Origin of the sequence: Ferrimonas kyonanensis DSM 18153 (assembly GCF_000425405.1) — a bacterium.
Taxonomy (GTDB): Bacteria; Pseudomonadota; Gammaproteobacteria; order Enterobacterales; family Shewanellaceae; genus Ferrimonas; species Ferrimonas kyonanensis.
The window spans coordinates 69,905-96,187 of the sequence record NZ_KE384364.1 but is presented as its reverse complement, the minus strand read 5'-3'; the positions used below and the strand labels follow the sequence as shown (position 1 = coordinate 96,187).

The window sequence follows — 26,283 nt, the reverse complement described above, 5'->3', positions numbered from 1 at the left end:
CACACAGATGGTTGATGTTGTAAGGTAACAAATGGACATTATTAGCGGACATAACTTGCGTCAGACCTGGGACGACCTGGCTGAATTGCATAGCGACAAAACGGCGTTGATTTTTGAAGATGCGTCCGGAAACGCCACTCAGTACTCCTACGCCGGACTCAATGGCGAGATCAATCGGGCCGCCAACCTGTTTACGGCCCTGGGAGTGGTGAAAGGCGAACGTGTCGCCCTGCATCTGAACAACAGCGTGGAGTTCATCCTGTGCTGGTTCGGACTGGCGAAAATTGGCGCGGTGATGGTGCCCGTTAATACCCATTGGTTGCTGGATGAGTGCGCCTACCTGGCGGAAAAGTGTGGCATTCGACGCGTGGTGACCACCACCGAATTTTTGCCTATTTACAGCCAGATTCGAGCCGGCGCTCAGACCGACCTCGAGCAGATTCTGGTCACCGACCTCAAAGACGGCGGAGTCATCGAGGGCGTTGGGGACTTTGCTCAGTTGCTGAGCCAGTACTCGACCCGCTTCGTTGCCGAGTCTGAGATTGGTTGGGATGACACCGCTGAGATTCTGTTCACATCCGGCACCACCTCACGCCCCAAAGGCGTAGTGATCACTCACTACAACTTGCGTTTTGCCGGCTATTACAGTGCCTGGCAGGCGGCCCTGCGCAGCGATGATGTGTATATGACGGCCATGCCGGTATACCACATCGATTGCCAGTGTACCGCGGCCATGGCGGCGTTCTCCGCCGGGGCGACCTTCGTATTGCTGGAGAGATTCAGCGCCCGCAATTTCTGGAGTCAGGTATGCAAATACCAGGCGACGGTGACCGAGTGCATCCCGTTGATGATGCGCACCATGATGATGCAGCCGCAGCAGCCATGGGAGCGCAACCATCGTTTGCGGGAGGTGATGTTCTACCTGAGCATGCCCGTGCAGGAGAAAGACGCGTTCATTGAGCGATTCAATGTGCGTTTGCTGACATCCTGGGGAATGACGGAGACCATCGTCGGTATCATCGGCGATCGTCCCGGAGATAAACGCCGCTGGCCGTCCATCGGCCGTACCGGCTTTGGTTATGAGGCTCGTATTGTCTCCCCGGAAGGCCAGGAGCTGGCCGCCGGCGAGATCGGCGAGATTCAGGTCAAGGGCGAACCGGGGCGGACCATCTTCAAGGAGTATTATCAGGCACCGGAGGCCACCGCCAAAGCGATTGGCGCGGATGGCTGGCTCAGAACCGGCGATTCCGGCTACGTGGACGAAGAAGGGTTTTTCTACTTTGTCGACCGCAGTTGCAACATGGTGAAGCGGGGGGGAGAAAATATCTCCTGCATGGAGATTGAAAACATCATCACCGCGCATCCGAAAGTGATTGAAGCGGCCGTTATTGGCGTTAAAGACTCGATTCGTGATGAGGCCATTAAAGCCTTTGTGGTGCTGAGACCCGACGCAGATATTAATGAGCAGGACATTATTAACTATTGCGCAGAAAAGATGGCCAAATTTAAAGTGCCCTCTTTTGTTGAGCTATTGCCGAATTTGCCAAGAACGTGCACCGGCAAAGTTAGAAAAAATCTCCTGTGTGAAAAAGAGTAATCTTTAATTTAGTGGATGGAGTCATCAGTTGACTCTTAATGGAGTAAGAACATGAGCGAATCATTGCACGTAACTCGAAATGGCAGCATTTTGGAAATTACATTGGATCGGCCTAAAGCCAATGCCATTGATGCCAAAACCAGCTTTGAAATGGGCGAAGTTTTTCTGGCATTCCGAGATGATCCTGAGCTTCGAGTTGCCATCATCACCGGTGCGGGCGAGCGTTTCTTCTCCGCCGGCTGGGATCTGAAAGCGGCCGCCGAAGGCGAAGCGCCGGATGCGGATTTCGGCCCCGGTGGTTTCGCCGGTCTGACCGAACTGTTTGACCTGGACAAGCCGGTGATTGCCGCCGTCAATGGTTACGCCTTCGGCGGTGGTTTTGAACTGGCGCTGGGTGCCGACATGATTGTCTGTGCCGATAACGCCAGCTTTGCTCTGCCCGAAGCCAAGCTGGGCATCGTGCCAGACAGCGGCGGCATGCTGCGTCTGCCAAAACTGCTGCCACCGGCCATCGTTAACGAGATGATGATGACCGGTCGCCGTATGGATGCCGAAGAAGCGCTGCGCTGGGGCATCGTCAACCGCGTCGTCAGCAACGCCGAGCTGATGGACTCTGCCCGTGAACTGGCAGCGCAAATCGCTCAGAGCGCGCCTCTGGCCGTGGCGGCATTGAAAGAGGTGGTTCGTACCACCAGTGAAATGACCGTCGAAGAGGGCTACCGCTACACCCGCAGCGGTGTGCTGAAGCACTACCCGGCGGTTCTGCATTCTGAAGATGCGCTGGAAGGACCTGCGGCGTTTGCTGAGAAGCGCGATCCGGTCTGGGCGGGCAAGTAACCGACTTGCATGTCCGTGGTGGCAGTCGGTGTCGATAGGGCACCGGTTGCCACCGTTGATCCGCTGTCTGGTGGAGAGGGCGGAGACGTTCGATAGAAGGAGTTTCGACATGGCGTTAAAGCTGGAAATGCAAGGCCAGACATACGGGCCTTTTATTAATGAGTATACGGTCAGGGACTTGATGCTGCTGGGGCTGGGATGCGGTGCCGGCAGTGATGGTAAGACCGACCTTGAGTATGTGTATGAACAAGATCTGAAAGTGCTGCCCACCTTCTGTGCCATGCCAATTGTGGACAGTGAAGTCACCAAAACCATCGACTTTGGTTTTGAGTGGGGCGGCTCTTTGCATTGGGGCTTCGATTTTCGGGTACATCGGCCACTGACCCCGGAACTGGTGACCGGCAAACTCAGTACCACTGTGTTGCTGAAGGGGTTGTACGACCGCGGTGAGGGGCGAGGCTGTCTGGCCCAGCACATCGGTGAAACCCGCAATCAGGATGGCACCCTGCTGTTCACGAATGAAAGCTGGGATTGCTGCCTGTATGACGGCGGCTTTGGCGGTCCGAAAGCGCCCCGCGACATTGTCGAAATTCCGGAGCGGCAGCCGGACTTTGAAGTGACGGAACAGGTGCCACTGAATCAGGCTCTGGTGTATCGCCTCAGCGGTGATTATCACCCTCAGCATGTGGACTGGGCCTATGCGCAGAAGTTTGGCCATCCCAAGCCGAATCTGCACGGCGTGAGCACCACCGGGGTGGCCTGCCGACACATTATTCGAAGTGTGATTCCTGGCGAGCCGGAGCGGTTAACTCGATTTAAAACCCGGTTAACCAAGGCGCTTTATCCAGGCGCGAGGGTAAAGACTCAAATTTGGAAATGGAGTGATAATTGTGTCCATTTTAGAGTAGTGGATGCAGACGACTCTGACTGTTGTTATTTGAATTTTGGTTTAGTTGAGTGGCGTTAGTTATTTAGATTTTCACTGTTGTTCTTGATTGTTTTTGAGTGTTGTTTTAAGGCAGCTGTTGGCGTGCTCTATTTCCATTCGCAATGCGTTTGGTGCACCAAAGTAGTGTCACGCCCTTTTTATTATTGCGATTTTTATTTATTTGTTTTCAGTGTTGTTACGTCATAGGTTCTGAAGGTGTTTTATGCCCTGCTATGAATTTGAAGGTGTTATTCCAGTCGTTGACCCTAGCGCCTATGTCCATCCGACCGCAGTATTGATCGGCGATGTCATCGTCGGCCCTGGAGTGTATGTGGGTCCGACCGCATCGCTGCGAGGGGACTATGGCCGCCTGATCCTGGAAGCCGGGTGCAACGTTCAGGACGGCTGCATCATGCATGGTTACAGCGACCGCGATACCATCGTCAGTGAGAACGGCCACATTGGCCACGGCGCCATTCTGCATGGCTGCGTTATCGGCAAAGAGGCCCTGGTGGGCATGAATGCGGTGGTGATGGATGGGGCCGTGGTGGCCGAACAGAGCATCGTCGCCGCCATGAGTTTCGTCAAAGCCGGTTTTCAGGGCCAGCCCCGGCAGCTGCTGATGGGGACGCCGGCAAAAGCGGTCCGGTCGGTCTCGGATCAGGAGCTGGAATGGAAGCGCCTCAATACCCAGGAGTATCAGGATTTGGCAAAACGGTCGGCGGCATCGATGAATGAAGTCGAACCCCGGACGGCCATGGAGCCCAACCGTCCCCGCCTTCAGGGCACCACAGGGGTGCAGGAAACTGCGGTCACCACCGCAGCCAACCGGGAGCGCGATCCGGCCGAGGGGCCGGCCGCCTGAGGTTGGCCGATTGAATTTGGTTTTGTTGTCTGTCTGCCGGTGATTATCCATCAACGCACAAGCGATCCTCTCATCCTAAACATTCGCTTACCCAAGTGATTGCCGGTCAGACAGACGACATTTTTACTTCGCGCCACCCCGCCAGGCCGTTCAACGGCTGGCAGGTGTTGGGGTGGCGCACTCGATTTCGCTGTGACTACACGGCGGTGCACGCTTAAAGGAAACCGTTATGCCATTAGATCCCAAGGTCGATGAATTTTTGCAGCAGGTGCGTGACTCCGGCGCCAAAGCCTACGAAGAGATGACCCCGGCAGAGGCCCGTCATCTGGAGCTGTCCAGTGACAGTCCCTGCAGAGAGCCGGCCGCCGTTGCGGCGGTGGAACATCGTTTCATTCCCGGCCCCAGCGCCGATCTGCCTATTCGAATCTACCGGCCGCTCGAGGGCGACGCCAGTGCCGAATTGCAGCCGGCGCTGGTGTTTTTCCACGGCAGTGGCTGGATGGTGTCCAATATTGAAACCAACGACGGCTTCAGTCGCGCCCTGGCCAACCACACCGGTGCGGTGGTGGTGGCGGTGAACTATCAAAAGGCGCCTGAGCACAAATTCCCGACCCCCATGGACGACTGCTATGCCGCCACTTGCTGGGTGTTTGAGCATGCCCAAAAACTGGGGCTGGACTCACGGCGCATCGGTGTGTTTGGCGACAGTGCCGGCGGCAACCTGGCGGCGGCCGTGGCCTTGCGGGCGCGGGATGAAAATGGCCCGCGTCTGGCCTGCCAGGTCCTGGTTTACCCGGCGGTGCAGTACGGCTGGGATACGCCGTCGGCCATCAATCACGGCGAAGGCTACCTGTTGCAGCGAGCCAGCATGAGCTATTACTGGAATCACTACCTGCGCAGCCCGGTCGATGGCTTGCACCCCTATTGCTCACCGCTGCGGGCCAGCAGTCATGAGGATCTGCCGCCAACCCTGATCGCCTGTGCCGAGTACGACCCGCTGTGCGACGACAGTCGCCTGTATGCCGACAAGCTGACCGCCGCCGGGGTCTCGGTGGAGTATCGCCTCTATGAAGGGGTGATCCACGGCTTTATCAAGATGCTGGGGGTGTTTGATCAAGCCGATCAGTACCTGCAGGACACCGGTCCGCGGATTCGGGCTTTGCTGGCGTAATCCCATGGCCTACCTCTGCCTGCTTGTGGCGATCATTGCCGAAGTGTCTGCCACCAGTTTGCTGCCGCGCACCCAGGGGTTTACACAACCGCTGCCGACGCTGTTGTGCCTGTGTGGCTACCTGGTGGCGTTTGCGTTGCTGGCGCAGGTGGTTCGGGTGATGCCGGTGGGCATCGCCTATGCCATCTGGTGCGGCGCCGGCATCGTGCTGGTGGCCGGCGTTGGGTGGTGGCGGCTGAAACAGCCTTTGGATGCTGCGGCGATGTTGGGGATGGGGCTGATCGTGGCGGGAACGCTGATCATCCACCTGTTCTCTCGCTCGGTGCAGCATTGACTGCCGAAGTCTTGGCGGCCGGTTTAGGCTTCGGCGTTAAGACTGTCGTGCATCTCGAGACATCTCTCTATTTCTCTATTTTGACTACCACTGCGCCACAAGGAGCCTGGAGTGCGACTCAATAATCTCAGTGTAAAAAATAAGATATCCCTGGCCTATCTGTTAATCGCCCTGGCCATGGCGGTGTTGATTGGCATTGTCACTCGACAAGCCACCACCATGGCGGCCACCATTACCGCGTTCAACACCACCACCATCCCCAGCCTGATGCAGGCCGAAGACATGCGGGCGTTCATTATCGACTACCGCAAGTACGATTTTTCGCTGGTGTCCAACGCCGGGGATCCGGACATGCCGGAGTGGGTGCTGGAAGGCAAGAAGATGGCGCTGTCCATGGACGACAACCTCGACCGTTATCGGGCGACCCTGGCTAACGAGGCGGATCGGCAGGCGTTCTCTGTGATGGAGCAAAGCTGGCGGGCCTACTTGGTGGCCAATGAGCCGTTTCTGGGGCTGATCAGCCAGGATCGTTATGAAGACGCCAACTCCGCCATCATGGCCAGTTACCCTGCCTATCTGGAGCTGATCGATGCCATCGAGGCCCTGGTGACACTGAACCAGAGCTTCGTCGATGAGGAGGCTGATGCCAGCGCGGCATCGGTGGTGACCATGTACTGGGTGATCGCCCTCGGCGGCGCGGTGATGCTGGTGTTTATGCTGGTGACCGGCATGCTGCTGGTGCGGCAGATCTGCACCCCTCTGGCTCGAGTACGCAACCTGATTGAAGCCATTGCCAAGGGCGACCTGACCCATGTACTGAGCCGAAACCAGTTTGCCGACGACGAGTTGGGGCAGTTGGCGCAGGACAGCCTGGAGATGCAGTCCCGCCTGGCGGCATTGGTGGCCCAGATCACCGAGGCGTCTAATCAGTTGGGGGCCTCCATCGAAGCCATGGGTTCGGTGTCTGAGCAAACTTCCGAGGGGATGCGTCAGCAGCAACTGCAAGTGGCGTCCATCTCCAGCGCCATGACCGAAATGCAGTCCACCGTGGCCGAGGTGGCTCGGAATACCGAGGAGGCCTCCCACTCTGCCGAGTCGGCAACCCAGGACGCCAATGAGGGGATGACGGTGGTGATTCAGGGCATCGAAGGCATTCAGCAGGCGGAATCGGTGATTCAGCAGGCGGGGGCCCTGGTCGGCGAGCTGGAGCAGGATTCTGCCAACATCAGCATGGTGGTGGATGTGATTCGCGACATCGCCGATCAAACCAATTTGTTGGCGCTCAATGCGGCCATCGAAGCCGCCCGGGCCGGCGATCAGGGCCGCGGCTTTGCGGTGGTGGCGGATGAAGTTCGTACCCTGGCCGGTCGCACTCAGGAGTCCACCAGCCGCATCGTTGCCATCATCGAGCAGCTGCAAAATCGCTCCAAGCAAGCGGGCAGTGCGACTCAGAACAGTTGCCAGTTGATTGCCGCCTGTGTCGAACAGTCGAATCAGGCGCGTACCTCCATCGAGCAGGTGGTGGGAGCGGTGGGCAACATCGCTTCGATGAACCTGCAGATTGCCAGTGCCTGTGGCGAACAGGCGGCGGTCGCCGAGGATCTGGGGCAGCACCTCGAAGGCATCAACCTGGCCTCCAAAGAGGTGTTGGCCGGCTCTGAGCAGACCGCCCTCTCCGGCGCCGAGTTGACGCAGCTGGCGGATCGCCTGCAACACACATTGGGGCAGTTCAGAACCGCCTGACGCCTGACAAAGGGGCCGCCAGTTCGGCCCCGAAGAACTCTAAACCAAGGAACATACAAGCGATGAAAACAGAGATGCTGAAAGGCAAATTGCACCAGGCCAGAGTGACCCACGCCGAGTTGGAATACGAAGGCTCTTGTGCCATCGACCGGGACTTTCTCGAGGCCGCCGGCATTCTGGAGTACGAGAAGATCGAGTTGTACAACGTCGACAATGGCGAGCGCTTTGCCACCTATGCCATCGAAGCGGAGCGGGGGTCGCGCATCATCTCGGTCAATGGCGCTGCGGCCCATAAAGCCAGCCCCGGAGATCGGTTGATCATCTGTGCCTATGTGCAGATGGACCACCAGCAAGCGGCCAGCCACAAGCCTCGGTTGGTGTACCTGGATCAGAACAACGCCATTAAAGGCGTGGGTCAGGGGGTACCGACTCAGAGCCGCTAAGCGGTTCCGGCGCGGGCAGTCCGGTTCTGGTGGGGCTGCCTCGCGCATTTCTCCTCGGTTGGCAACGGTTCAATGGATAGAGTTCGATGGGCGTTTCATTGCGTTCGTTTATGAGAGCGACTCGGTCGGTGTCATTGGACTTGGGATCGCCGTCACACAGGAGTAATATAGTGGCGCCTAAAAAATAACCCCCTACACCAGGAGACATGGATGCTGGACAAAACAATGAACATCGCCGATTTCGATCCCGAGTTGTGGCAGGCGATGGAGGCGGAGCGCACGCGCCAAGAAGAGCACATCGAGCTGATTGCCTCCGAGAACTACACCAGCCCTCGCGTACTGGAAGCCCAAGGCTCCCAGTTGACCAACAAGTATGCCGAAGGCTACCCGTCCAAACGCTATTACGGCGGCTGCGAGTATGTCGATGTGTCCGAACAGCTTGCCATTGACCGCGCCAATGAACTGTTTGGATCCGAGTACGCCAACGTTCAGCCGCACTCCGGTTCTCAGGCCAATGCGGCGGTGTTCATGGCTCTGCTTCAACCTGGCGATACCGTTCTGGGCATGAGCCTGGCCCATGGTGGCCACCTGACTCACGGTGCCAGCGTGTCGTTTTCCGGTAAGATCTACAACGCCGTGCAGTACGGTATCACGCCGGAAACCGGTGAAATCGACTACGACGAGGTGCTGGCTCTGGCCAAAGAGCATCAGCCGAAGATGATCATTGCTGGCTTCTCCGCCTATTCCGGCATCATCGACTGGGCTAAGTTCCGTGCCATTGCCGATGAGGTGGGGGCTTACCTGTTTGTGGATATGGCCCACGTTGCCGGCCTGATTGCGGCGGGGGTTTATCCTAATCCGGTGCCTCATGCGCACGTGGTTACCACCACCACTCACAAGACTCTGGCCGGTCCCCGTGGCGGCCTGATTCTGTCTGCCTGCGGTGATGAAACCGTGTATAAGAAGCTCAACTCGGCGGTGTTCCCCGGCGGTCAGGGCGGGCCTTTGTGCCATGTGATTGCCGCTAAAGCGGTCGCCTTTAAAGAGGCACTGCAGCCGGAGTTTGCCGAGTATCAGAAGCAGGTTGTGGTCAACGCCAAGGCGATGGCGGACGTGTTTATGAGTCGCGGTTACAAGGTGGTGTCCGGTGGTACCGACAATCACCTGTTCCTGCTGGACCTCATCGACAAGGACATTACCGGCAAAGACGCCGATGCCGCCCTGGGGCGGGCCAACATCACCGTCAACAAAAACTCGGTTCCCAATGATCCCCGTAGCCCGTTTGTGACCTCCGGTCTGCGGATCGGTACACCGGCGCTGACCCGTCGTGGCATCAATGAGGCCGAGTGCCGTGAAATGACCGGCTGGATCTGCGACATCCTGGATGACTTCGGCAACGAAGCCGTGGTGGAGCGGGTGCAGCAGCAGGTGCTGGCCCTGTGCCGTACTAAACCTGTCTACCGTTAATCGCCGATTCGGTATACTGAGCCCATCCTGAGGATGGGCTTTTTTGTGGAGCAACAACAATGACCTCGAACATCTGGCTGGCGGCAATGCTGGCACTGTGTCTGCAAGCCTGTGCCAGCCGGCCTGCGCCCCTGCCTGCGGGTCATGAACAGGATCTGCCCTTTGGCGCCATTGCCGACCCGAACCCAAATCCGCCGCCGGTCATTGCACTGACTCAAACTCGAGTGGATCACCTGGTGTTGTCCGGAGGCGGTGCCTACGGCGCCTGGAATGCCGGCTTGTTGGCCGGTTGGCAGCAGCGGGGGGACCGGCCGCGGTTTCAGGTCGTCACCGGCATCTCCACTGGCGCCCTGGTGGCCACGGTGGCGTTTTTGGGGCCGAAGTACGATCAGGCTCTGAAGCAGGCCTATGCCGAACAACCGGCCTCGGCCATTGTTGGCCATCTCAACCCGTTCGGGGCGCTGTTTGGCCGTTCGGCGTATGACAGCGATAAATTGCGGGCGCTGATCGACCATTTTATCACCGATGGGATGATTGATGAGGTGGCAGCGAGCCACCGTCAGGGGCGGCGACTCTACGTGGGGACCACCAATGCCGATGCCGGTGTGCCGGTGTTCTGGGATCTTGGTGCCATCGCCGCCAGCGACCGAAGCGATCGTTACCACTACTATCGAGATGTGTTGCAGGCGGCATCGGCGTTCCCCGGTGCCTTCGAGGCTCGCTATTTCCCGGTCGGCGTCGCCGGTAGCACCTACTATCAGATGCATCACGATTCCGCCTGGGATTTGTTGTTTTTGCGGCCCTTCATGGTAGACCAGTTTCGACTGCTGCCCCGGGCTCAGCAGCGGGTATGGGTGGTGGTGAATCACCAACTGTTGTTTCAGCGACAGCACCCCTCCAGTGGCAAAGCTCTGGCCAACGGCATTCAGTTTGCGTATGACAGTAACCAGTATCGGGTCAATGAAAGCTTGCTGCGGGTCTATCGCATGGCGGCGGCAAAACAGATGGGTTTTTGTTACGCCGCCATCCCCCAGAGCTATCCATTGGACTTCGAACCATTGCAATTTGGACCGGAGAACATGCTGCCGCTGTACCGCCTCGGGGTCGATGCTGGCCTCTCAGGGGACCATTGGCAGTCGCATCCGTCACGAATTGCTCCTTCAGAGCGGATGGAGATCAAACTCAGCTGTGAAGAAACGCCCTGATTGTTAACCTAAAGCCCTAAATCCGGTATTCTTAGCAGTCAGTTTACCTGTCCTGGTAAAAGGGACCTGCCGGAGGCGCCATGCACTGCCCATTTTGTTCTACGACGGACACCAAGGTGATCGACTCCCGACTGGTGGCCGAAGGTCATCAGGTTCGTCGGCGCCGTGAGTGCCTGACCTGCCATGAGCGATTTACCACTTTTGAAAGTGCCGAGCTGGTGATGCCCAGAGTGATCAAGCAGGACGGCACCCGCGAACCTTTCGACGAAGAGAAGCTGCGCCGGGGTATTCAACGGGCGGTGGAGAAGCGACCGGTGTCGGCAGAAGCGATTGAACAGTCTTTGACTAAGATTAAATCAGCCCTGCGGGCTACCGGCGAGCGGGAAGTGGGCTCGGACATGGTCGGCAACCTGGTGATGGAACAACTGATTGCCCTCGATAAGGTGGCCTACATTCGCTTCGCCTCGGTGTACCGCGCCTTTGAAGATTTGTCGCAATTTGGTGAAGCCATCGCCAAGCTGGAAAAATAACGATAAATGAACGGCTCACAACACGATTATTCCTTTATGCGCCGGGCTATCGAGTTGGCCCGGCGCGGCCGTTTTACCGCCCGGCCCAACCCTGCTGTGGGGTGCGTGCTGGTCAGAGACGGCGCCATCGTCGGCGAAGGGTTTCACCCTAAGGCCGGCGAGCCCCATGCCGAAGTGTTTGCCTTGCGTCAGGCGGGTGAGCGGGCCAAGGGGGCCACGGCCTACGTGACCCTGGAGCCCTGCTCGCACCATGGCCGCACGCCGCCCTGTGCCGAAGCCTTGATCAAGGCGGGGGTCAGTCGGGTGGTGGCCGCCATGGTCGATCCTAACCCTCAGGTGGCGGGTCGTGGTTTGTCGATGCTGAAGCAGGCCGGCATTGAGGTGGTCTCCGGAGTATTGGAGGCCCAGGCGCGTCAACTCAACCCGGGCTTTATCAGCCGCATGGCCAAGGGGCGTCCCTACATTCGGATTAAGTTGGCGGCGTCCATGGATGGCCGCACGGCATTGGCCAACGGTGAGTCCAAGTGGATCACCGCTGCCGATGCCCGCCGCGACGTTCAGTTGATGCGTTTGAGTCACGGGGCGGTGATTACCGGCGCCGGTACGGTGCTGGCGGATAACCCCTCGATGAATGTGCGTCCCGAACAGTTGCCCGCATCGGTGAACTTACCGGCCCACTGGTCGCAGCCGCTGCGAGTGGTGATCGATGGCCAGGCTCGGCTGCGACCCGGGCTGCAATTGACCCAGATTGAGTCGCCGGTGCTGCTGGCTTCGACACAGGAGTATGGCTGCGACTGGCCCGAGCATGTGGCCTGTTGGCAAGGGCCGTCTGTCGCCGGCAAGGTGGACCTTCATGCGCTGATGGCCGAACTGAGTCAACGTCAGATCAACACCCTGATGGTCGAAGCCGGGGCGACCCTGGCCGGGGCTTTTGTTCAAGCCGGGCTATGGGATGAGATTATTTTCTATCAGGCACCGAAAATGATGGGCAGTGACGGTCGTGGGGTCTTGAATTTGCCCCAGTTAACCGCCATGTCACAGGTGCCCGAATTTCAATTTAAAGACGTTCGCCGGGTCGGTGCCGATTTGCGCCTGACCCTGGTGCGCGCGGAGTCATAGATGTTTACAGGCATTATCGAAGCGGTGGGCCAGTTGCGCCAGTTAGAGCGCCGCGGTGAAGATTTACGGGTAACCGTGGCCAGTGGCAAGTTGCCACTGGAGGACGTGCAGTTGGGTGACAGCATTGCCACCAATGGCGTGTGCCTGACCGTGGTTGCCAAGCTGAGTGACGGCTACGTGGCGGATGTGTCCGGAGAGACCCTGGCCCGTACCAATTTTGCCCATTACGCGGTGGGCCAGTCGGTCAACCTGGAGCGGGCGGTTACCGTCAACACCCGCCTGGGCGGTCATATGGTCAGTGGCCATGTGGATGGTCTGGCAACCGTAGAGAGCATCAGCGACCGTGGTCGCGCCATTGAGTTCTGGCTGCGGGCCCCAGCGGGCCTGGGCCGCTACATCCCTGAAAAGGGCTCGGTCACCATCGACGGCATCAGCCTGACCGCCAATGAAGTCGACGGTAATCGTTTTCGTCTTACCCTAGTCCCCCATACCGTCCAGGAAACCACCATTGGTGAACTGCGACCCGGCTCGACCGTCAACCTGGAGGTGGATCTGATTGCCCGATACCTGGAGCGATTGATGCAGCCTGCAACAGACAGCGAGGAGTCCGGTGGCATCACCATGGAGATGTTGGCGAAATCTGGATTTTTAAAATAACAAGGTCAGCAAGATGGCACTGAATAGTATTGAAGAGATCATCGAAGACATCCGTCAGGGCAAAATGGTTATCCTGATGGACGATGAAGACCGTGAGAATGAAGGTGACCTGATCATGGCCGCCGAAGCGGTGACTCCCGACGCCATTAACTTTATGGCCAAGTATGGGCGCGGGTTGATCTGCATGCCCATGAGTGGTGAGCGTTGTGATCGCCTGGGTCTGCCGCCGATGGTATCGCGCCACACCGAGCAATACGGCACCGCCTTCACCGTTTCCATTGAAGCGGCCGAAGGGGTAACCACCGGCATCTCCGCCGCCGATCGCGCCGTCACCGTCCTGACCGCCGTCGGCAAAGACGCCGGGCCGTCGGATCTGGTGCAGCCGGGCCACATTTTTCCTCTGCGCGCCCGCCAGGGCGGCGTCCTGACCCGGGCCGGTCACACCGAAGCCTCGGTGGATCTGGCTCGTCTCGGGGGCTTCGAATCGGCGGCGGTAATCGTTGAGATTCTCAACGAAGACGGCACCATGGCCCGTCGCCCACAACTGGAGTTGTTTGCCGCGGAGCATGATCTGAAAGTCGGCACCATTGCCGACCTGATTGAATACCGCAACAACAATGAAACCACCATCGTGCGTGAGTCCAGCTGTCACTGGCCGACCCGTTTCGGCGATTTCGAGCTGGTGAGTTTCCGTGACACCATCGACGGCGAAGCCCACTTTGCCCTGGTGAAGGGGGACGTCAGCAACAACCCGCTGGTTCGGGTTCACCTGCACGACGGTTTCAATGATCTGCTGTTTTCCCAGCGCGGAGGCAGTGGTGCCTGGTCACTGGACAAAGCCATGAGCCGCATCGGTGATGAAGGCGGCGTGCTGGTTCTGCTGGGGCGCCACCAGAGCAGCGACGAGATGCTGGATCGAATTCGAGCCCTGGCGGTTGAAGACGCCGGCGAACAGGGGCCTAAACGCAAGCCCTTTGGCACCTCCCGTACCGTTGGGGTGGGATCGCAGATCCTGGCCAACCTCGGGGTGACTCAAATGCGCTTGCTGTCGGGTCAAAAACGGTATCACTCTCTGTCCGGTTTCGGCCTGGAAGTGACCGAATACATCGGCGAATAATTGTGAGCCGTCGGCATTAAGGTTTTGCTGACGGCTGTGCTATCATTACGCCACTTTTCGCCCCGCCACCGGTGTGGGGCGTCTACCAATCTGTTTTTGGGTACAAATAATGAAAGTCATCGAAGGAAACATTGAAGCCAAGGGTGCCAAGGTTGCACTGGTGGTTGGCCGCTTTAACAGCTTTGTTGTAGAGAGCCTGGTTCAAGGGGCGATCGATACCCTGAAGCGCCTTGGACAAGTCAATGATGATGATATCACCATTGTCCGTGCTCCTGGCGCATTCGAACTGCCTCTGGTTGCCCGTAAGCTGGCAAAAGGCGGCGAGTTTGACGCCATCATCGCCCTGGGGGCGGTGATTCGTGGTGGTACACCACACTTTGATTTCGTTGCCGGAGAGTGCAACAAGGGACTGGCACAGGTAATGCTGGAGTTTGATACTCCGGTGGCCTTCGGCGTCCTCACTACCGACACCATCGAGCAGGCCATTGAGCGTGCCGGCACCAAGGCTGGCAACAAAGGCCACGAGGCCGCAATGAGCGCCTTGGAGATGGTTAACGTCCTTAAGAACATTTAAGCGACGGATACATCAGGAGAATTACGTGAAGCCTTCAGAGCGTCGTAAAGCCCGCCGTTTGGCGGTGCAAGCCATCTATTCATGGCAGTTAAGCGGGAATGATGTGGCCAACATCGAGCATCACTTCCTCACCGAGCAGGAAACCGACGGCGTTGATGTGGCTTACTTCCGCGAATTGCTGGTTGGCGTAGTCAGCCATTGCAAGCAACTGGATGAGCGCTGTAAGCCTTATCTGGCGCGTTTGCTGGAGGAAGTGGACCCCATCGAGATGGCGGTATTGCGGGTGGGCGCCTATGAGTTGCTCTACCGTGATGACGTGCCTTACAAGGTGGCCATCAACGAGGCCATTGAACTGGCGAAAGCGTTTGCATCCGACGACAGCCACAAGTTTGTCAACGGCGTGCTTGATAAGCTGGCTAACGCCTTGCAGCGATAACCGGCAATGCAATATTGAATGGAGCGGCCACATCCCAAAAATGTGGCCGTTTTTATATGGCGATTAGTGAATTTGAGTTGATTGAGCGTTACTTTCGCCAGGGTTGCCAACGGGGTAACCAGCGAAAGGACGTGCTGTTTGGCATCGGTGACGATGCCGCGATATTGCGGGCTCCCGACAATAACCAGTTGGTGGTGACCACCGATACCCTGGTGGAGGGGATTCACTTTCTCAAGCAGATTGAGCCGGCGGTGCTGGCGTACAAGTCGGTGGCGGTCAACCTCTCTGATCTGGCGGCCATGGGCGCCGATCCGGCCTGGTTGACCCTGGCACTGACCCTGCCGGAGAGCAATGAACCCTGGCTGGCGGAGTTTGCCGCCGGGCTGAATCAGATCTGTGAATACTATGGCATCGCCCTGGTGGGTGGTGACACCACCCGCGGACCGCTGACCATCACCCTGACCGCCATGGGCCATGTCCCCGCAGGGCAGGGAATCTACCGTCACGGTGCCTCGCCGGGCGACTGGATCTTTGTCACCGGTAACCTGGGCGACAGCGCCGCCGGTTTGAAGATTCTGCACGGTGATCTGACCGCCAGTGACGATCACCGCGAGTTTCTGGTGACCCGTCATCTGCGACCGACGCCCCGAATCCTGGCGGGCCGCTCGCTGCGTGGCATCGCCAGTGCCTGTATGGACATCTCCGACGGCCTGGCCGGTGACCTGCGCCATATCGTCAAGGCCTCAGAGGTCTCGGCCCATGTGGAGATCACCGATGTGCCGCTGTCTTCGGCGTTGGTGGAGACCCTAGGGCTGGAGCAGGCCCAGCGGGTGGCCATCGCCGGGGGCGAGGATTATGAGTTGCTGTTTACCGTACCGGAAGCCAAGAAGGGCGCATTGATGACGGCCCTGGGCGAGGCCGGCGTCAACCACACCTGCATTGGTCAGATTCGGGCCGGGGAGGGGATCCACTACTACCGAAATGGTGAAGTGGAGAGCGACGCCCCCACGGGTTTTCAACACTTTTAACGGAATAAAGTAATGACACGTTTTGCAGGACTCAGCCTTAAGAACCCGGTGCATTTCCTGGCTCTGGGGGGCGGATTGGGGCTGGCGCCCAAGGCGCCCGGTACCTTTGGTACCCTGGCGGCATTTCCTTTCTATTTCCTGATGCAGGACTGGGGCTTGTTCCCCTACCTGATGACGTTGATCCTGTTCTCGGCCGCCGGCATCTACATCTGTGGCAAGGCCGCCAAGGACATGGGCGAGCACGATCACCCCGCCATCGTCTGGGACGAGGTCGTCGGCATGCTGATCACCCTGATCGCGGCACCGGCCGGGTGGATCTGGCTGATCATCGGTTTTGCCCTGTTCCGGTTGTTTGATATCTGGAAGCCTTGGCCGATTCGCTTCTTCGATAAGCAGGTGGATGGTGGGCTGGGCATCATGGTGGATGACATCATTGCCGGTATCTTTGCCCTGGTGTGGCTGCAGGCCCTGGCTCGCGTCTTTCCCGGGTTGTAGATACCGCCCAACTCCCTTGCTCAATAAAAAAGCCAGTCGGCGATTGCGACTGGCTTTTTTTATTGCTGATAGTCGGCCCTTGGCGGCTTAGAACAGCTGCTTAGGATCGACGATCAGCGCCCGGTAGCTGGGCTCGGTTTTGGCCATGGAGTTAACGGTCAGTTCCACTTTGACCTTGCCGTTTTCGGTCACTTCGTTGATGAAGTGTTTGCCAGGCTTGCCGGTAAACAGGCCCGCAGAGGCGGAATACATGAAGAAGCTGTTCTTGTCGTCGCGCCACTCGATGTTGGAGGTGATCGGCGAGTACCACTCGTAGCCTCGCTCCTTGCCGTACTCGAAGGTCTGCTGCACCGTCATCTTGTCTTCATCGATCTTGTATTCGACGCCGCGACTGTACTTCATGGTCGGCATGGCCGGTTGCTCGAAGTGACGGCCGTCGCCATTGTCGAAGGAAACCAGAGTACCGCGACTGGTGAGCCAGGAGGTGTGCTGAGTCCAGGGCCAGTCGAAGTCGGTGTTGTCACAGGTGCCGGTGTTCATGTTGCAATCCAGCGGTTTGCCGTTGGCATCCACCGGGGTCAGCACCTTGTTGGAAAGTTTGCCCCAGCCCTTGTTGGCGGCCAGAATCCACTTCACTTCGCCATCGCGACTGACCTTGGCGGTGCCCTGGTGACGCATGGAGACGATGATGGAGTCGTCTTTCGGGTCATAATCGATGGAGTTGATGTGAGCCCAGTTGCGACCGGCTGCGACGCCGGGCAGGTCGCCAAACGGGGCGTCCGGCTCGATGTCCATGGTTTCACCGGCGTGGCTTTCATCCACGTTCAGACACACGGCACCGGAATCCAGTCCTTTCAAAAGATCATCGCGCATGTTGTCGAAGATCTTGTTGAAGTCCCATACCTGAACCACATTGCCGGTCTGGTCCACTTCGATTACGTGGTCGCGAACGGTGTCGATGCGCTTACCGTCTTCGCGCAGGTATTTTTTCTTGGCGACTCGCAGCAGGTAGTGGCCGTTGGGCATCTCCAGCATGGCGTGAGAGAAGCCGGTAAAGCCCCGAGGCATATCGCGTTTAAACACCTTGCGCCCCAGCATGTCGTAGCGGGCGTAGTAATGATCCTGCCCCCAGTACAACTCACCGTTGTCCGCCAGGTGGAAGCCCATGGCGATCCCCTTGGTGGTGTCCTGATCGTAGACCTTGTCCCAATCCATGAACCAGCGCACTTCACCGGCGGTGTCGGTGACAAACACGATGGGGTAGTTGTCCCAGCCCTGGGTCTGGTCGTCGGCACCCAGGTGGTTCACCAGGTAGAGGCGGTCTTTGAACTGCTTATCCACCTTGACCACGTCCACTTCCGGGAAGGAGCGGGTCTGACCATCAAACAGCAGTTGCTTGACCGGTGCGGTCTTGATCTTGTACTGCTCCTTGATGCGCTTGCCGTCTTTGTTGTATTCCACCGACACGGTGTTGTTGTAATCGGCGTACAGGCCAAACACCGGAATGCCGTTGTGGGTGGTGATGGCACTGTCGGACACCGGGTACTGGATCACCGCGCCGCCTTTCTTGGGCTCGATGCGGACCTGGACGTCGGAGATGCTGAAGCCATTGAGGTCGATGACGGCGGTTAACGGGGCAAAATCGTAGGGGTTAACCTTCACGATGCCGATCTCCCCCTGAGTGGCGACGGTGGTCAGGTATTTATCGGCCCAGTCGCCTCCGGCGATGGCGGCGTGGCTCAGGCCCAGCAGGCCCATGGCAAGGGAGGTGGCAATCAGTGTTTTTTTCATGGTGTTTCTCCAGTAATTCGTCGAGGCTTAAAAGGTGTATTGCAGGCCGTAGAAGAGGCCGTCATGGAAGCCCTCCTTGCCCAGGTTGTTGTTGGCGTATTTGTAAGTCAGAGAGGCCGACAGAGAATCGGTGGCGTGCCAGCGAAGGATGGCCGAGCCATTGAGGCCAAAGTCTTCACCGTCACCAGACAGGCTCAGGTACAGATCGTCGCGACCAAAGTAGTGTTCTTGCCACCACACCATGCTGAACGCTTGTTCGCCGAGGCTGAACCCCTTGCTCAGGGTGTAGATGACATAGCCACCGTTGAAGCCGCCCTCAAAATCGCCATCGAAATGCTTGTAGTCGGCGGTCACGATGTGGCCGGCGACGGCCAGCTGGGCATAGAGGCCGTTGTCATAGGTTTTATCCCAACTGAGTCCCAGCAGGGTGTTGGTTTCCGACCACACCGGCTTTTGCTTATTGAACACCTGCCCGTACCAGTTGAAATCCGACTGGCCGATGTTGATCTGACCGACGATGTTGATCTCCGAGCCGATCATCTCGCTGTCTTCAACGTCTTCCAGTTGCACATGGGCGTACAGATCCCCAAAGGCGTTGCCGGTGGCGCCCTTGATTTTGATGAAGCTGTTTTCGCTCTTGCCTTTGCCGAAATGGTCTTCGGCCTGGCTGCCCCAGTCCATCAGCCCGGCTTCTACCGCCAGCATGCCGGCGTGGGCCGGCAGACAGGCACAGGCCATCGTCGCTGCCACGAGCGTGGCATTGAGGGTTTTCATCATCGTTTCTCCAGAGAGTGGGGTGCCCATCGTGGGGCACCTGTTTGAGTTATTTGTTTCTAAGCTGGTGAATCCAGCCGGCGGTCACCGGCGCCAGGGCGGCGATGAAGATGGCGTAGGCGATGATGCAGTACTGGGCCATGTTCAGCCCCAGCAGGCTCCAGTCGTCTTCGCCACAGATGCCGGAAGGCTGGAACTCGTAGGGGAACCACTCATGCATCGGCAGTCCCAGTGGGAAGGTCGGTTCGGTGGAGCAGGCACCGCCGCCGCCACCGGCAGCAAACAGGTCGCCGCCTTCGGCCATCACCGCATCCAGGGCATGGGAGGAGTCGTGCAGGCCGGCCAGGTCGATGGACCAGATCATGCCCTGGACTACGGCGTACCACGCCAGCGCCAGACCGATCAGCTTGAGCAGAGGGTTTCCTGGTTGGATGGCGATGATCAGCCCGGCAAACAGGATGCACATCTGGCTGAAACGGATGTAGACGCAGATCTCGCACGGGTCCATCTCCAGGAACCACTGGAAATAGCCCATGGCCGACAGAATCAGGAACAGCGCCGCGCCGCTCATCAGTAGCCACAACCAACGCTGGTTTTGCCACTGGGCCAGGGTGGGCAGGGGAGAGCGGCTGAGATCCTGCCAGCCTTTGCTGATTACACTCATGGTGGGGCTCCCTATTTAGCCAGCAGATCGGCGGTCAGTTCATCCAGCATCGCCATGCTGGTGATCGATTGGGTAATAATCAGGTAACGACCATTGACAACAATGGCAGGAATGCCTTTAACCTTGGCAACTTTGAGGCCCTGATCCCATTTCTTCAGAAGAGTGATGACGGCGTCACTGTCTTTTTTAGCGGCAAAGGTTGAGGCATCTATGCCACCGGCATTCAAGCCAAACTCGATGGCTTCTTCAGGGCTCTTAAATTTTATTTTATCGTCATGAATGTGTTTGTAGTATGCCATTTTTACGGCTTTGTACTGCTTGTCGCTCAGGGATTTTGCTACCGCCACTACCGTTGCTTTTTCTTTACCGAACGGTGGTTTAGTGGTGATGTGATAGGCGTCGTACCCCACCCCCTCAGGTAGATTTTTAATGTAATTTGGCATCACTGCTTTTTCATACTTGTAGCAGAAAGGGCAGTTGGTCGAATACACTTTAACGACCTGGTTTGGAGCGTTAAAGCCCTGATCTTTAAGGTCAATGTAATGCTTACCTTCGCTGAAGTCCGCGGCTTGGGCGGTCAGGGCCAGCAGCGAGGCGGCGGCCAGAGTGAGGATGCGCTTCATAAGGGTCTCCGTTGAGTCGACGGCGATAGTGCCGTGTGTGGTGACTAGAATAGGGAGACTGGCGATGGGTAACTGTGACGACACCGGCCGGGAAACCGGGGAATTATTTTACTTTTATAAAGCGAGATGTGACCGAATTCGCGTTCTGATTATATCGGGCTTTATTTGTGGGTTAGCTAACAGAAAACGGTAATTCTTTTATGAATACTTTCCCCAACTTATTTGTGATCTGGTGCAGAGATGACTCGAGCTGAATTAAAAAGAAAGAGAATAAGTACGATATTAAATACCGCCGAAATAGCGATAGTCGAACACGGGCTTTTCTCCTTAAGTTTGCTTGAGTTGGCTCGCCAGTCCAATTGTCCGGTAAATAGCCTGTATAACTATTTTTCCAGCCGTGAGGACATCGCCGTTGCCTTGTTTAACCGCATCATTGGCAAGTGGGGCGTCAAGGCGACTCAGGAGATTGCCCTCTATCCTGCCAGCTTTCAGCAGCGGTTTATGGCGATGCAGTTGCTGTGGGTCCACCGTGCGCGTCAGGCCATGGACCCGGCAGGAGTGCAGTTTTTGGCGGCCATGCCCTGTGTCTGGAAGCACGCGTCCCATCACCGTATTGCCACCACCCGAAAATTACTGGATGGCTGGTATCAGCTTAATTGCGACTTTCTTGAGCGGGCCCGCACTCTCGGGGAGTTGCAGGCCACCGATGAGGAGATTCATCACTGCCTCAATCTGGTTACCTGTGTGGAGCGGGGCTTTTCTCTGTTCAGTAATAACTACAGCTTTCGGGATGAGATGGTGCAGATGCCGATGGAGCGGGTGTTTGAGGCGATGCTGCCAAGTATTGCGTCGCTGCGTTGGTCTGAGCCGATGACGCTGGCCTGCCTGGAGCCAGTGATGGACATCTGCACCGACATCGATGCCAGCTTGAGCGAGTTTGATGTGGATGAACTGATTGAGCGGGTGGAGGCGTCGCTGGAGGAGTAGCCGCCGGCCCCGGGGGACCGGCGTCAAGCATCAGCCCAGGCTGATGCCGATGTTGGAGGTGGCCGCCTGACGGATGTCACGGCGCATCTCTTTGATGTCGTCGGTGTTGGGTTCCGATTCGACCCACTCCAGCAGTTGCTGCTGGATCGCTTTCTCCTGCTGCATCATCTCATGGGCAAAGATGAAGTCATCCAGGGCTTTGCCTTCCAGCTCCGGCTCTTCCACCACTTCGATGTAGTTGGTGACCGTTGAGCTGGAGAGTTTGGACACGTTGATCAGGTCGTCCTCGATCTTCTGCTGCATGGCAATGAAGATGGTGCTGACGGCGACCACCGCGTCCATGGCCGGGTAGACCCCGTACATGTCGTGGTCGTCCGGCTCTGGGGTGATCGCCTCCAGTTTCTCCAACTGCAGCTCATAACTGAGTTTCAGGCGCCGGCTGAAACAGCTTTCCCATAACAGATCCAGGGACGACTGCAGTTGAGCGTGGTCGTTGTTGTCCAGAGCCGCGCAAAACAGCTGGAAGTTTGGCAGCATGCGCTCCGCCAGGGCGGTGGCGAACAAGCGCTTGCCCTCGGGAGACAGGGCTTTGATGCGGCTGAAAAAGCCGGGTGCTTTACTCATGTATGGATTCCAATTAGGCGGCCAGTATGGTTTCGGCCGCGGATTCTACCTTGTTTAATTCGTCGAGTAACTCAAGAATTTCCGGTTCCAGCTGGGCGGTGCTGTTGCCTTGCTTCAGTTGTGACTCCAGATCCGCACACAGCTTCTGCAGCCCGGGCACGCCGGAGTAGCAGGTGGCGCCGTGCAGCTTATGGACGGTTTTCAGCATGGCGGTGCGATCCCCCAATTGCAGGTGGTTGTCGATCAGCTCCCGGGTTTCCGGAATGCTGTCCATCAGCATCTTGAGCATCTCTTTGGCCAGTTCATTATTGCCGCCGGATTGCGTCAGTGCCAGTTCCCAGTCCACCACCTGAGTCAATACCGGGCTGGCGGTGGAGGTCCAGCGGTCGATGACCTGCTCCAATCCCTCTTCGTCGATGGGTTTGGTCAGGATGTCGTCGATGCCGCTGGCGAGTACTTGCTCTCGCTCGGCGCCCAGCAGGTGGGCGGTGACGGCGATGATCGGGGTACGGGTATTGCGGGATTGCTGGCGGATTCGCTGCGTGGCTTGAATGCCGTCGATGTCCGGCATCTGAATGTCCATAAAGATGATGTCGTATTCCTGCTCCTGGGCCCGCTGGATCGCCTGGGTGCCGGAGGAGAGGGTGTCGACCTCCTCCACCAGTTCACTGAGCAGGGTATCGATCAACTTGAGGTTGGCGCGGTTGTCGTCCACGGCCAGGGTTTTGAGCGCCTTTTTGTCCCGGCCCAGGGGCATGGGCAACTGAGGCGCCGGCAGGTGCTGAGCGTCTTTATTGGTGAGGCTGGCGAACAGCCGTCGCTCGCTCATGGGCAGGGTCAGGCAATGATCGATGCCCAGGCCGGCCATCTGGTTCGCCACCTCGCTGTTGTTGCTGTCCAGCAGCAGCACCAGGTTGTCGCAGTGGTTGCGGATCACCGACAGGGTTTCCATCATGCCGTCGCTGGGCTTGAGCTTGCGCCAGGCGATCAGGGCGTGATTGTAGTGTTGGCCGTTGAGGTGCTGCTGCAGCGGCGAACTGCTGCCGCAGGCGGTGGCCTTGATGTGCCAGCTGTCAAGCTGGTGCACCAGGTTGTTGCGGGTCAGCAGCCGTGGCTCAAACACCAGCGCGCTCTGGCCATAGACCTGTTCCAGAATCAGCGGGTCGGAGATGGTAAACGGGCTCTTTTCGATGCTGAGGGTAAACCAGAACGTGGACCCCTGGCCTTCACTGGAGGTGAAGCCAATCTGGCCATCCATGTGATTGACCAGTCGTTTGGTGATCACCAGCCCCAGGCCGGTGCCGCCAAAGCGACGACTGATGGAGCTGTCGGCCTGGCCAAAGGCCTGAAACAACATCGATTGTTGCTCTTTGCTGATGCCGATGCCGGTGTCCGCCACTTCGCCGCGGATCAGCACCCGTTCCGGCGTCTCCTTGGCGGCATCCAACTGCAGGCGCACGCTGCCCTTGTCGGTGAACTTAATGGCGTTGTTGACCAGGTTGGTGAGAATCTGCTGCAGTCGCATCACGTCGCCATTGAGGCTGTCCGGGACCCGCTCATCGATGTCGATCACCAGTTCCAGCTCCTTTTCGGCGGCGGCGGTGGACAGCAGTTGCATGGTTTCATCGACCGCTTCCCGCAGGGCAAACGGCATCTTTTCCAGCACCATCTTGCCCGCTTCCAGCTTCGAGAAATCGAGGATGTCGTTGATGATGGACAACAGGTTGGTGGCGCTGCGCTCTATGGTATTGAGGTAGTCGCGCTGGTTGTCATGCAACGGGGTCTTTAGCAGCTGGCGGGTGAAGCCGATGACGCCATTGAGGGGGGTACGCAGTTCATGGCTCATGTTGGCCATGAACTCTGATTTGACCCGGCTGGCCTCCAGGGCCCGCTTCTTGGCGATGTCCAGCTCCACGTTCTGAATCTCGATCTGCTCCAGGGTCTCCCGCAGATCCGAGGTGGCCTGATCGATGTTTTGCTGCATCTCGTTGTGGTATTCCGCCAGGGACGAGGCCATGGCGTTGATGCCTCGCTTCAGGTGATCCAGTTCGCCGATCAGCTCCCCCTGCAGCCGGGTATCCAGTTTGCCCTCGCGAATCTTGGCCACCGCCGTCACCATGTCGGTGATGGGGCGGGTGACATTTTTCATCAGCCGGAAGGTGAACAGCAGGTTCAGCTGCACACCGATGAGGACGATGATGAAGGCCCAGCCTGCGCCCCGATACTGGCTGACCAGGGCTTCATGTTTGTTGATCTGCAGTACGATGTAACCCAGCTGGGTTCGAGGAGTAAAATTGGTGTCCACCGCCGGGGTCGGCAGGGTGTAGATTGGCGCTCGCATGATCACATGGTCACCGATGTGCTCGATGTTGATGCCTTCGGTCAGATCCCGGTTGATGGGCAGCTTAATCAGGTCGAAATTCTGCCGGTACTGGCTGGTGGCAAACACCTGGTTTTGATTGTCGAATATCGCAATCAACTGCACAAACAGCGAGTTTTGCTTGTGGATCATGTCGATGAGCCGCTGGCTGTAGTCACGGTTGCTGGTGCTCAGGCCATAGCTGGCCGCCATAGCCAGGGGGCTGACGATGTTCTTTCCGCGCACCAGCAGCGAGTGGTCCAGCTCCGAAAAACGGGTCAGAGTGAAGAAACTGCCCAGCAGCACGCCGATCAATATGGTGGGTGCCAGTGCCAACACCAGCACCCAGGCCCTGAGACTGTATTTGGTGACCCCATTCATCTGTGGGACAATGCTCCGCTAAGTATGTTTGGCTATTGTTATCCCTTAATGCCGCTGGATTTTCCAGCTTTTCAGGGGAACCCCTGACAGGCCAAGACGTGTCACGATCCCCCTATTGTAATCAACGGACCTTTCTATGGCACAGTTTTTTACCCCTAAGTCCAATAAATTAAAGAAGTTGTCTAAAAAAATCCGCCTCAGTGCCGATCGTCTCGATCACAAAGGTCAGGGGGTTGCGGAGTATCAGGGCAAGGTGGTGTTTCTGCCCGGCTTGCTGCCGGGAGAGCAGGCTGAAGTGCAACTGACCGAGCAGAAAAAGCGCTTCGCGGTCGGCAAAGTGGTAAAGCGGCTCAACGATGCGCCGGCACGCATCGAGCCGGATTGCCCCCATTTTGGCCGTTGTGGCGGTTGCCAGTTGCAGCACCTGAGTGTGGCCGACCAGCGCAGCCATAAGCAGCAGTCGCTGCTTGAGTTATTGAGCAAACTGGGGGATGCCCACTGTGACCAGGTGGCGGAGCCGGTCGTCGGCGCCGACTGGCACTACCGCCGCCGGGCCCGACTGGCGGTAAAGATGGATCAGGGGGCCCTGCAGCTGGGCTTTCGCCAGGAAGGCAGTCGCGACATTGTCGCCATCGACCGCTGTCCGGTGCTGGTGGTGCCGTTTTGCGACCTGATCGCGCCGCTGAAACAGTTGGCGTCTAGCCTGAAAGCCCGCCGCCAACTGGGGCACATCGAGTTGACCCAGACCGATGACGGCAATCTGGCCTGTTTTCGTTTTACTCAGAAACTGGCCGAGGCGGACCGGCAGCGGTTGCAGCAGTTTGCCAGCACCCACAAGTTGACGGTGTTGATTGACGGCAACGAGGCGATCACCCGCCTCGATGGTCTGCCGTTGTCGCCTTTTGCCATCGGCAACGGTGAACCTGAGTTGCCGCTGGCGTACCTGCCCGGGGATTTTATTCAGGTTAACGACGCGGTTAACCGGCAGATGGTGACCCAGGCGCTGTCGTGGCTGGCTCCGGAGGCCAACGATGTGGTGCTGGATCTGTTTGCCGGTGTCGGCAATTTCAGCCTGCCGCTGGCCCGACGGGCCAAGGCGGTGATTGCCGTCGAAGGGGTGGAGCAGATGGTGGTGCGCGGCAATGCCCGGGCCGCCGAACTGGGGCTGACGAACCTCAGCTTTCATCAGGCCGATCTGAATGCCGAGGAGCTGAGTGCTCCCTGGTTGCAACCGGTGGACCTGTTGCTGCTGGACCCGGCCCGTGCCGGTGCCGTGGGCGCCTTGGCCCACCTGAGTACCTGGCAGCCGAAACGGGTGCTGTACGTTTCCTGCAACCCCGCCAGCCTGGCCCGTGATGCAAAATTGCTCACCGGGCAGAATTATCGTCTGACAAGGGTTGGACTGGTGGATATGTTCCCGCATACTCAGCATCTGGAGTCGATGGCACTCTTTGAATTGCAATAGGATAGATTGCTGCCGGGGTGAGCCGATCCCCGGGGCCACGGGTCGTCAATGATGACGACAGCCACACCA

Annotated in this window: 26 protein-coding genes; 20 read left to right on the top strand and 6 right to left on the bottom strand. The window is 58.1% G+C overall.

Annotated elements, in window-relative coordinates; all coding sequences use genetic code 11:
• Positions 1 to 31: 31 nt before the first annotated feature.
• The 18 genes from caiC (at position 32) to H598_RS0115835 (ending at position 16,546) form a co-directional block, all read left to right on the top strand.
• Positions 32 to 1,597 carry a crotonobetaine/carnitine-CoA ligase gene (gene caiC / locus H598_RS0115920; RefSeq protein ID WP_028113880.1) on the top strand — a complete coding sequence of 522 codons (1,566 nt, stop codon included), beginning with the start codon at positions 32 to 34 and terminating at the stop codon, positions 1,595 to 1,597.
• 51 nt (positions 1,598 to 1,648) lie between these two features.
• Positions 1,649 to 2,434, top strand: coding sequence for a crotonobetainyl-CoA hydratase (gene caiD, locus H598_RS0115915; RefSeq protein WP_028113879.1), 786 nt, complete (start codon positions 1,649 to 1,651; stop codon positions 2,432 to 2,434).
• Between the two features lie 109 nt (positions 2,435 to 2,543).
• Positions 2,544 to 3,401 (top strand): MaoC/PaaZ C-terminal domain-containing protein, encoded by an 858-nt coding sequence (locus tag H598_RS0115910; RefSeq protein WP_028113878.1) that lies wholly within the window; start codon positions 2,544 to 2,546, stop codon positions 3,399 to 3,401.
• Positions 3,402 to 3,585: 184 nt separating this feature from the next.
• Positions 3,586 to 4,227: a carnitine operon protein CaiE gene (gene caiE, locus H598_RS24685; protein WP_084144507.1), complete on the top strand. Its 642-nt coding sequence runs from the start codon at positions 3,586 to 3,588 to the stop codon at positions 4,225 to 4,227.
• Between the two features lie 229 nt (positions 4,228 to 4,456).
• Complete coding sequence (locus tag H598_RS0115900; RefSeq protein WP_028113877.1) at positions 4,457 to 5,398, top strand: alpha/beta hydrolase; 942 nt, start codon at positions 4,457 to 4,459, stop codon at positions 5,396 to 5,398.
• A gap of 4 nt (positions 5,399 to 5,402) precedes the next feature.
• Positions 5,403 to 5,732 carry a DMT family transporter gene (locus H598_RS0115895; RefSeq protein WP_028113876.1) on the top strand — a complete coding sequence of 110 codons (330 nt, stop codon included), beginning with the start codon at positions 5,403 to 5,405 and terminating at the stop codon, positions 5,730 to 5,732.
• A gap of 111 nt (positions 5,733 to 5,843) precedes the next feature.
• Positions 5,844 to 7,475 carry a methyl-accepting chemotaxis protein gene (locus tag H598_RS0115890; protein WP_028113875.1) on the top strand — a complete coding sequence of 544 codons (1,632 nt, stop codon included), beginning with the start codon at positions 5,844 to 5,846 and terminating at the stop codon, positions 7,473 to 7,475.
• A 62-nt stretch (positions 7,476 to 7,537) separates the two neighbouring features.
• Entirely contained in the window at positions 7,538 to 7,918 is a 381-nt protein-coding gene (panD, locus tag H598_RS0115885) for an aspartate 1-decarboxylase (protein ID WP_028113874.1), read from the top strand.
• A gap of 210 nt (positions 7,919 to 8,128) precedes the next feature.
• Positions 8,129 to 9,385 (top strand): serine hydroxymethyltransferase, encoded by a 1,257-nt coding sequence (glyA, locus tag H598_RS0115880; RefSeq protein ID WP_028113873.1) that lies wholly within the window; start codon positions 8,129 to 8,131, stop codon positions 9,383 to 9,385.
• 59 nt (positions 9,386 to 9,444) lie between these two features.
• Positions 9,445 to 10,590 (top strand): patatin-like phospholipase family protein, encoded by a 1,146-nt coding sequence (locus tag H598_RS25735; protein ID WP_051252789.1) that lies wholly within the window; start codon positions 9,445 to 9,447, stop codon positions 10,588 to 10,590.
• Between the two features lie 80 nt (positions 10,591 to 10,670).
• Complete coding sequence (nrdR, locus tag H598_RS0115870; RefSeq protein WP_028113872.1) at positions 10,671 to 11,120, top strand: transcriptional regulator NrdR; 450 nt, start codon at positions 10,671 to 10,673, stop codon at positions 11,118 to 11,120.
• A gap of 6 nt (positions 11,121 to 11,126) precedes the next feature.
• Complete coding sequence (gene ribD / locus H598_RS0115865) at positions 11,127 to 12,239, top strand: bifunctional diaminohydroxyphosphoribosylaminopyrimidine deaminase/5-amino-6-(5-phosphoribosylamino)uracil reductase RibD (RefSeq protein ID WP_035416043.1); 1,113 nt, start codon at positions 11,127 to 11,129, stop codon at positions 12,237 to 12,239.
• Complete coding sequence (locus H598_RS0115860; protein WP_028113870.1) at positions 12,240 to 12,896, top strand: riboflavin synthase; 657 nt, start codon at positions 12,240 to 12,242, stop codon at positions 12,894 to 12,896.
• A 13-nt stretch (positions 12,897 to 12,909) separates the two neighbouring features.
• Positions 12,910 to 14,013: a 3,4-dihydroxy-2-butanone-4-phosphate synthase gene (gene ribB, locus H598_RS0115855; RefSeq protein ID WP_028113869.1), complete on the top strand. Its 1,104-nt coding sequence runs from the start codon at positions 12,910 to 12,912 to the stop codon at positions 14,011 to 14,013.
• A 109-nt stretch (positions 14,014 to 14,122) separates the two neighbouring features.
• Positions 14,123 to 14,587: a 6,7-dimethyl-8-ribityllumazine synthase gene (gene ribH, locus H598_RS0115850; RefSeq protein WP_028113868.1), complete on the top strand. Its 465-nt coding sequence runs from the start codon at positions 14,123 to 14,125 to the stop codon at positions 14,585 to 14,587.
• Positions 14,588 to 14,612: 25 nt separating this feature from the next.
• Complete coding sequence (nusB, locus tag H598_RS0115845; RefSeq protein WP_028113867.1) at positions 14,613 to 15,023, top strand: transcription antitermination factor NusB; 411 nt, start codon at positions 14,613 to 14,615, stop codon at positions 15,021 to 15,023.
• 62 nt (positions 15,024 to 15,085) lie between these two features.
• Positions 15,086 to 16,051, top strand: a complete 966-nt coding sequence (gene thiL / locus H598_RS0115840; protein WP_211227322.1) for a thiamine-phosphate kinase — start codon at positions 15,086 to 15,088, stop codon at positions 16,049 to 16,051.
• Between the two features lie 12 nt (positions 16,052 to 16,063).
• Positions 16,064 to 16,546 carry a phosphatidylglycerophosphatase A family protein gene (locus H598_RS0115835; RefSeq protein WP_028113865.1) on the top strand — a complete coding sequence of 161 codons (483 nt, stop codon included), beginning with the start codon at positions 16,064 to 16,066 and terminating at the stop codon, positions 16,544 to 16,546.
• An 87-nt stretch (positions 16,547 to 16,633) separates the two neighbouring features.
• Here the strand turns inward: H598_RS0115835 and H598_RS0115830 are convergent, their stop codons facing one another.
• The 4 genes from H598_RS0115830 to H598_RS0115815 are packed head-to-tail and all read right to left on the bottom strand — an operon-like array spanning position 16,634 to position 20,398.
• Positions 16,634 to 18,337: an aryl-sulfate sulfotransferase gene (locus H598_RS0115830; RefSeq protein WP_028113864.1), complete on the bottom strand. Its 1,704-nt coding sequence runs from the start codon at positions 18,335 to 18,337 to the stop codon at positions 16,634 to 16,636.
• A gap of 27 nt (positions 18,338 to 18,364) precedes the next feature.
• The gene (locus H598_RS0115825; protein WP_028113863.1) at positions 18,365 to 19,114 is read right to left on the bottom strand and encodes an outer membrane protein OmpK; all 750 of its coding nucleotides are present in this window, start codon (positions 19,112 to 19,114) and stop codon (positions 18,365 to 18,367) included.
• A 46-nt stretch (positions 19,115 to 19,160) separates the two neighbouring features.
• Positions 19,161 to 19,775, bottom strand: coding sequence for a disulfide bond formation protein B (locus H598_RS0115820; protein WP_028113862.1), 615 nt, complete (start codon positions 19,773 to 19,775; stop codon positions 19,161 to 19,163).
• 11 nt (positions 19,776 to 19,786) lie between these two features.
• Positions 19,787 to 20,398: a thiol:disulfide interchange protein DsbA/DsbL gene (locus H598_RS0115815; RefSeq protein ID WP_028113861.1), complete on the bottom strand. Its 612-nt coding sequence runs from the start codon at positions 20,396 to 20,398 to the stop codon at positions 19,787 to 19,789.
• Between the two features lie 240 nt (positions 20,399 to 20,638).
• On the opposite strand from H598_RS0115815, the gene H598_RS0115810 reads away from it, so the two are divergent.
• Complete coding sequence (locus H598_RS0115810; protein ID WP_084144506.1) at positions 20,639 to 21,385, top strand: TetR/AcrR family transcriptional regulator; 747 nt, start codon at positions 20,639 to 20,641, stop codon at positions 21,383 to 21,385.
• 30 nt (positions 21,386 to 21,415) lie between these two features.
• On the opposite strand, the gene H598_RS0115805 is transcribed toward H598_RS0115810, so the two are convergent.
• Positions 21,416 to 22,009 carry a YjaG family protein gene (locus tag H598_RS0115805; protein WP_028113859.1) on the bottom strand — a complete coding sequence of 198 codons (594 nt, stop codon included), beginning with the start codon at positions 22,007 to 22,009 and terminating at the stop codon, positions 21,416 to 21,418.
• Positions 22,010 to 22,022: 13 nt separating this feature from the next.
• Positions 22,023 to 24,749: a two-component sensor histidine kinase BarA gene (gene barA, locus H598_RS0115800; protein ID WP_028113858.1), complete on the bottom strand. Its 2,727-nt coding sequence runs from the start codon at positions 24,747 to 24,749 to the stop codon at positions 22,023 to 22,025.
• Positions 24,750 to 24,885: 136 nt separating this feature from the next.
• Here barA and rlmD point away from each other — a divergent pair, with 136 nt between their 5' ends.
• Positions 24,886 to 26,214, top strand: a complete 1,329-nt coding sequence (gene rlmD, locus H598_RS0115795; protein ID WP_028113857.1) for a 23S rRNA (uracil(1939)-C(5))-methyltransferase RlmD — start codon at positions 24,886 to 24,888, stop codon at positions 26,212 to 26,214.
• The last annotated feature ends 69 nt before the right edge of the window (positions 26,215 to 26,283 follow it).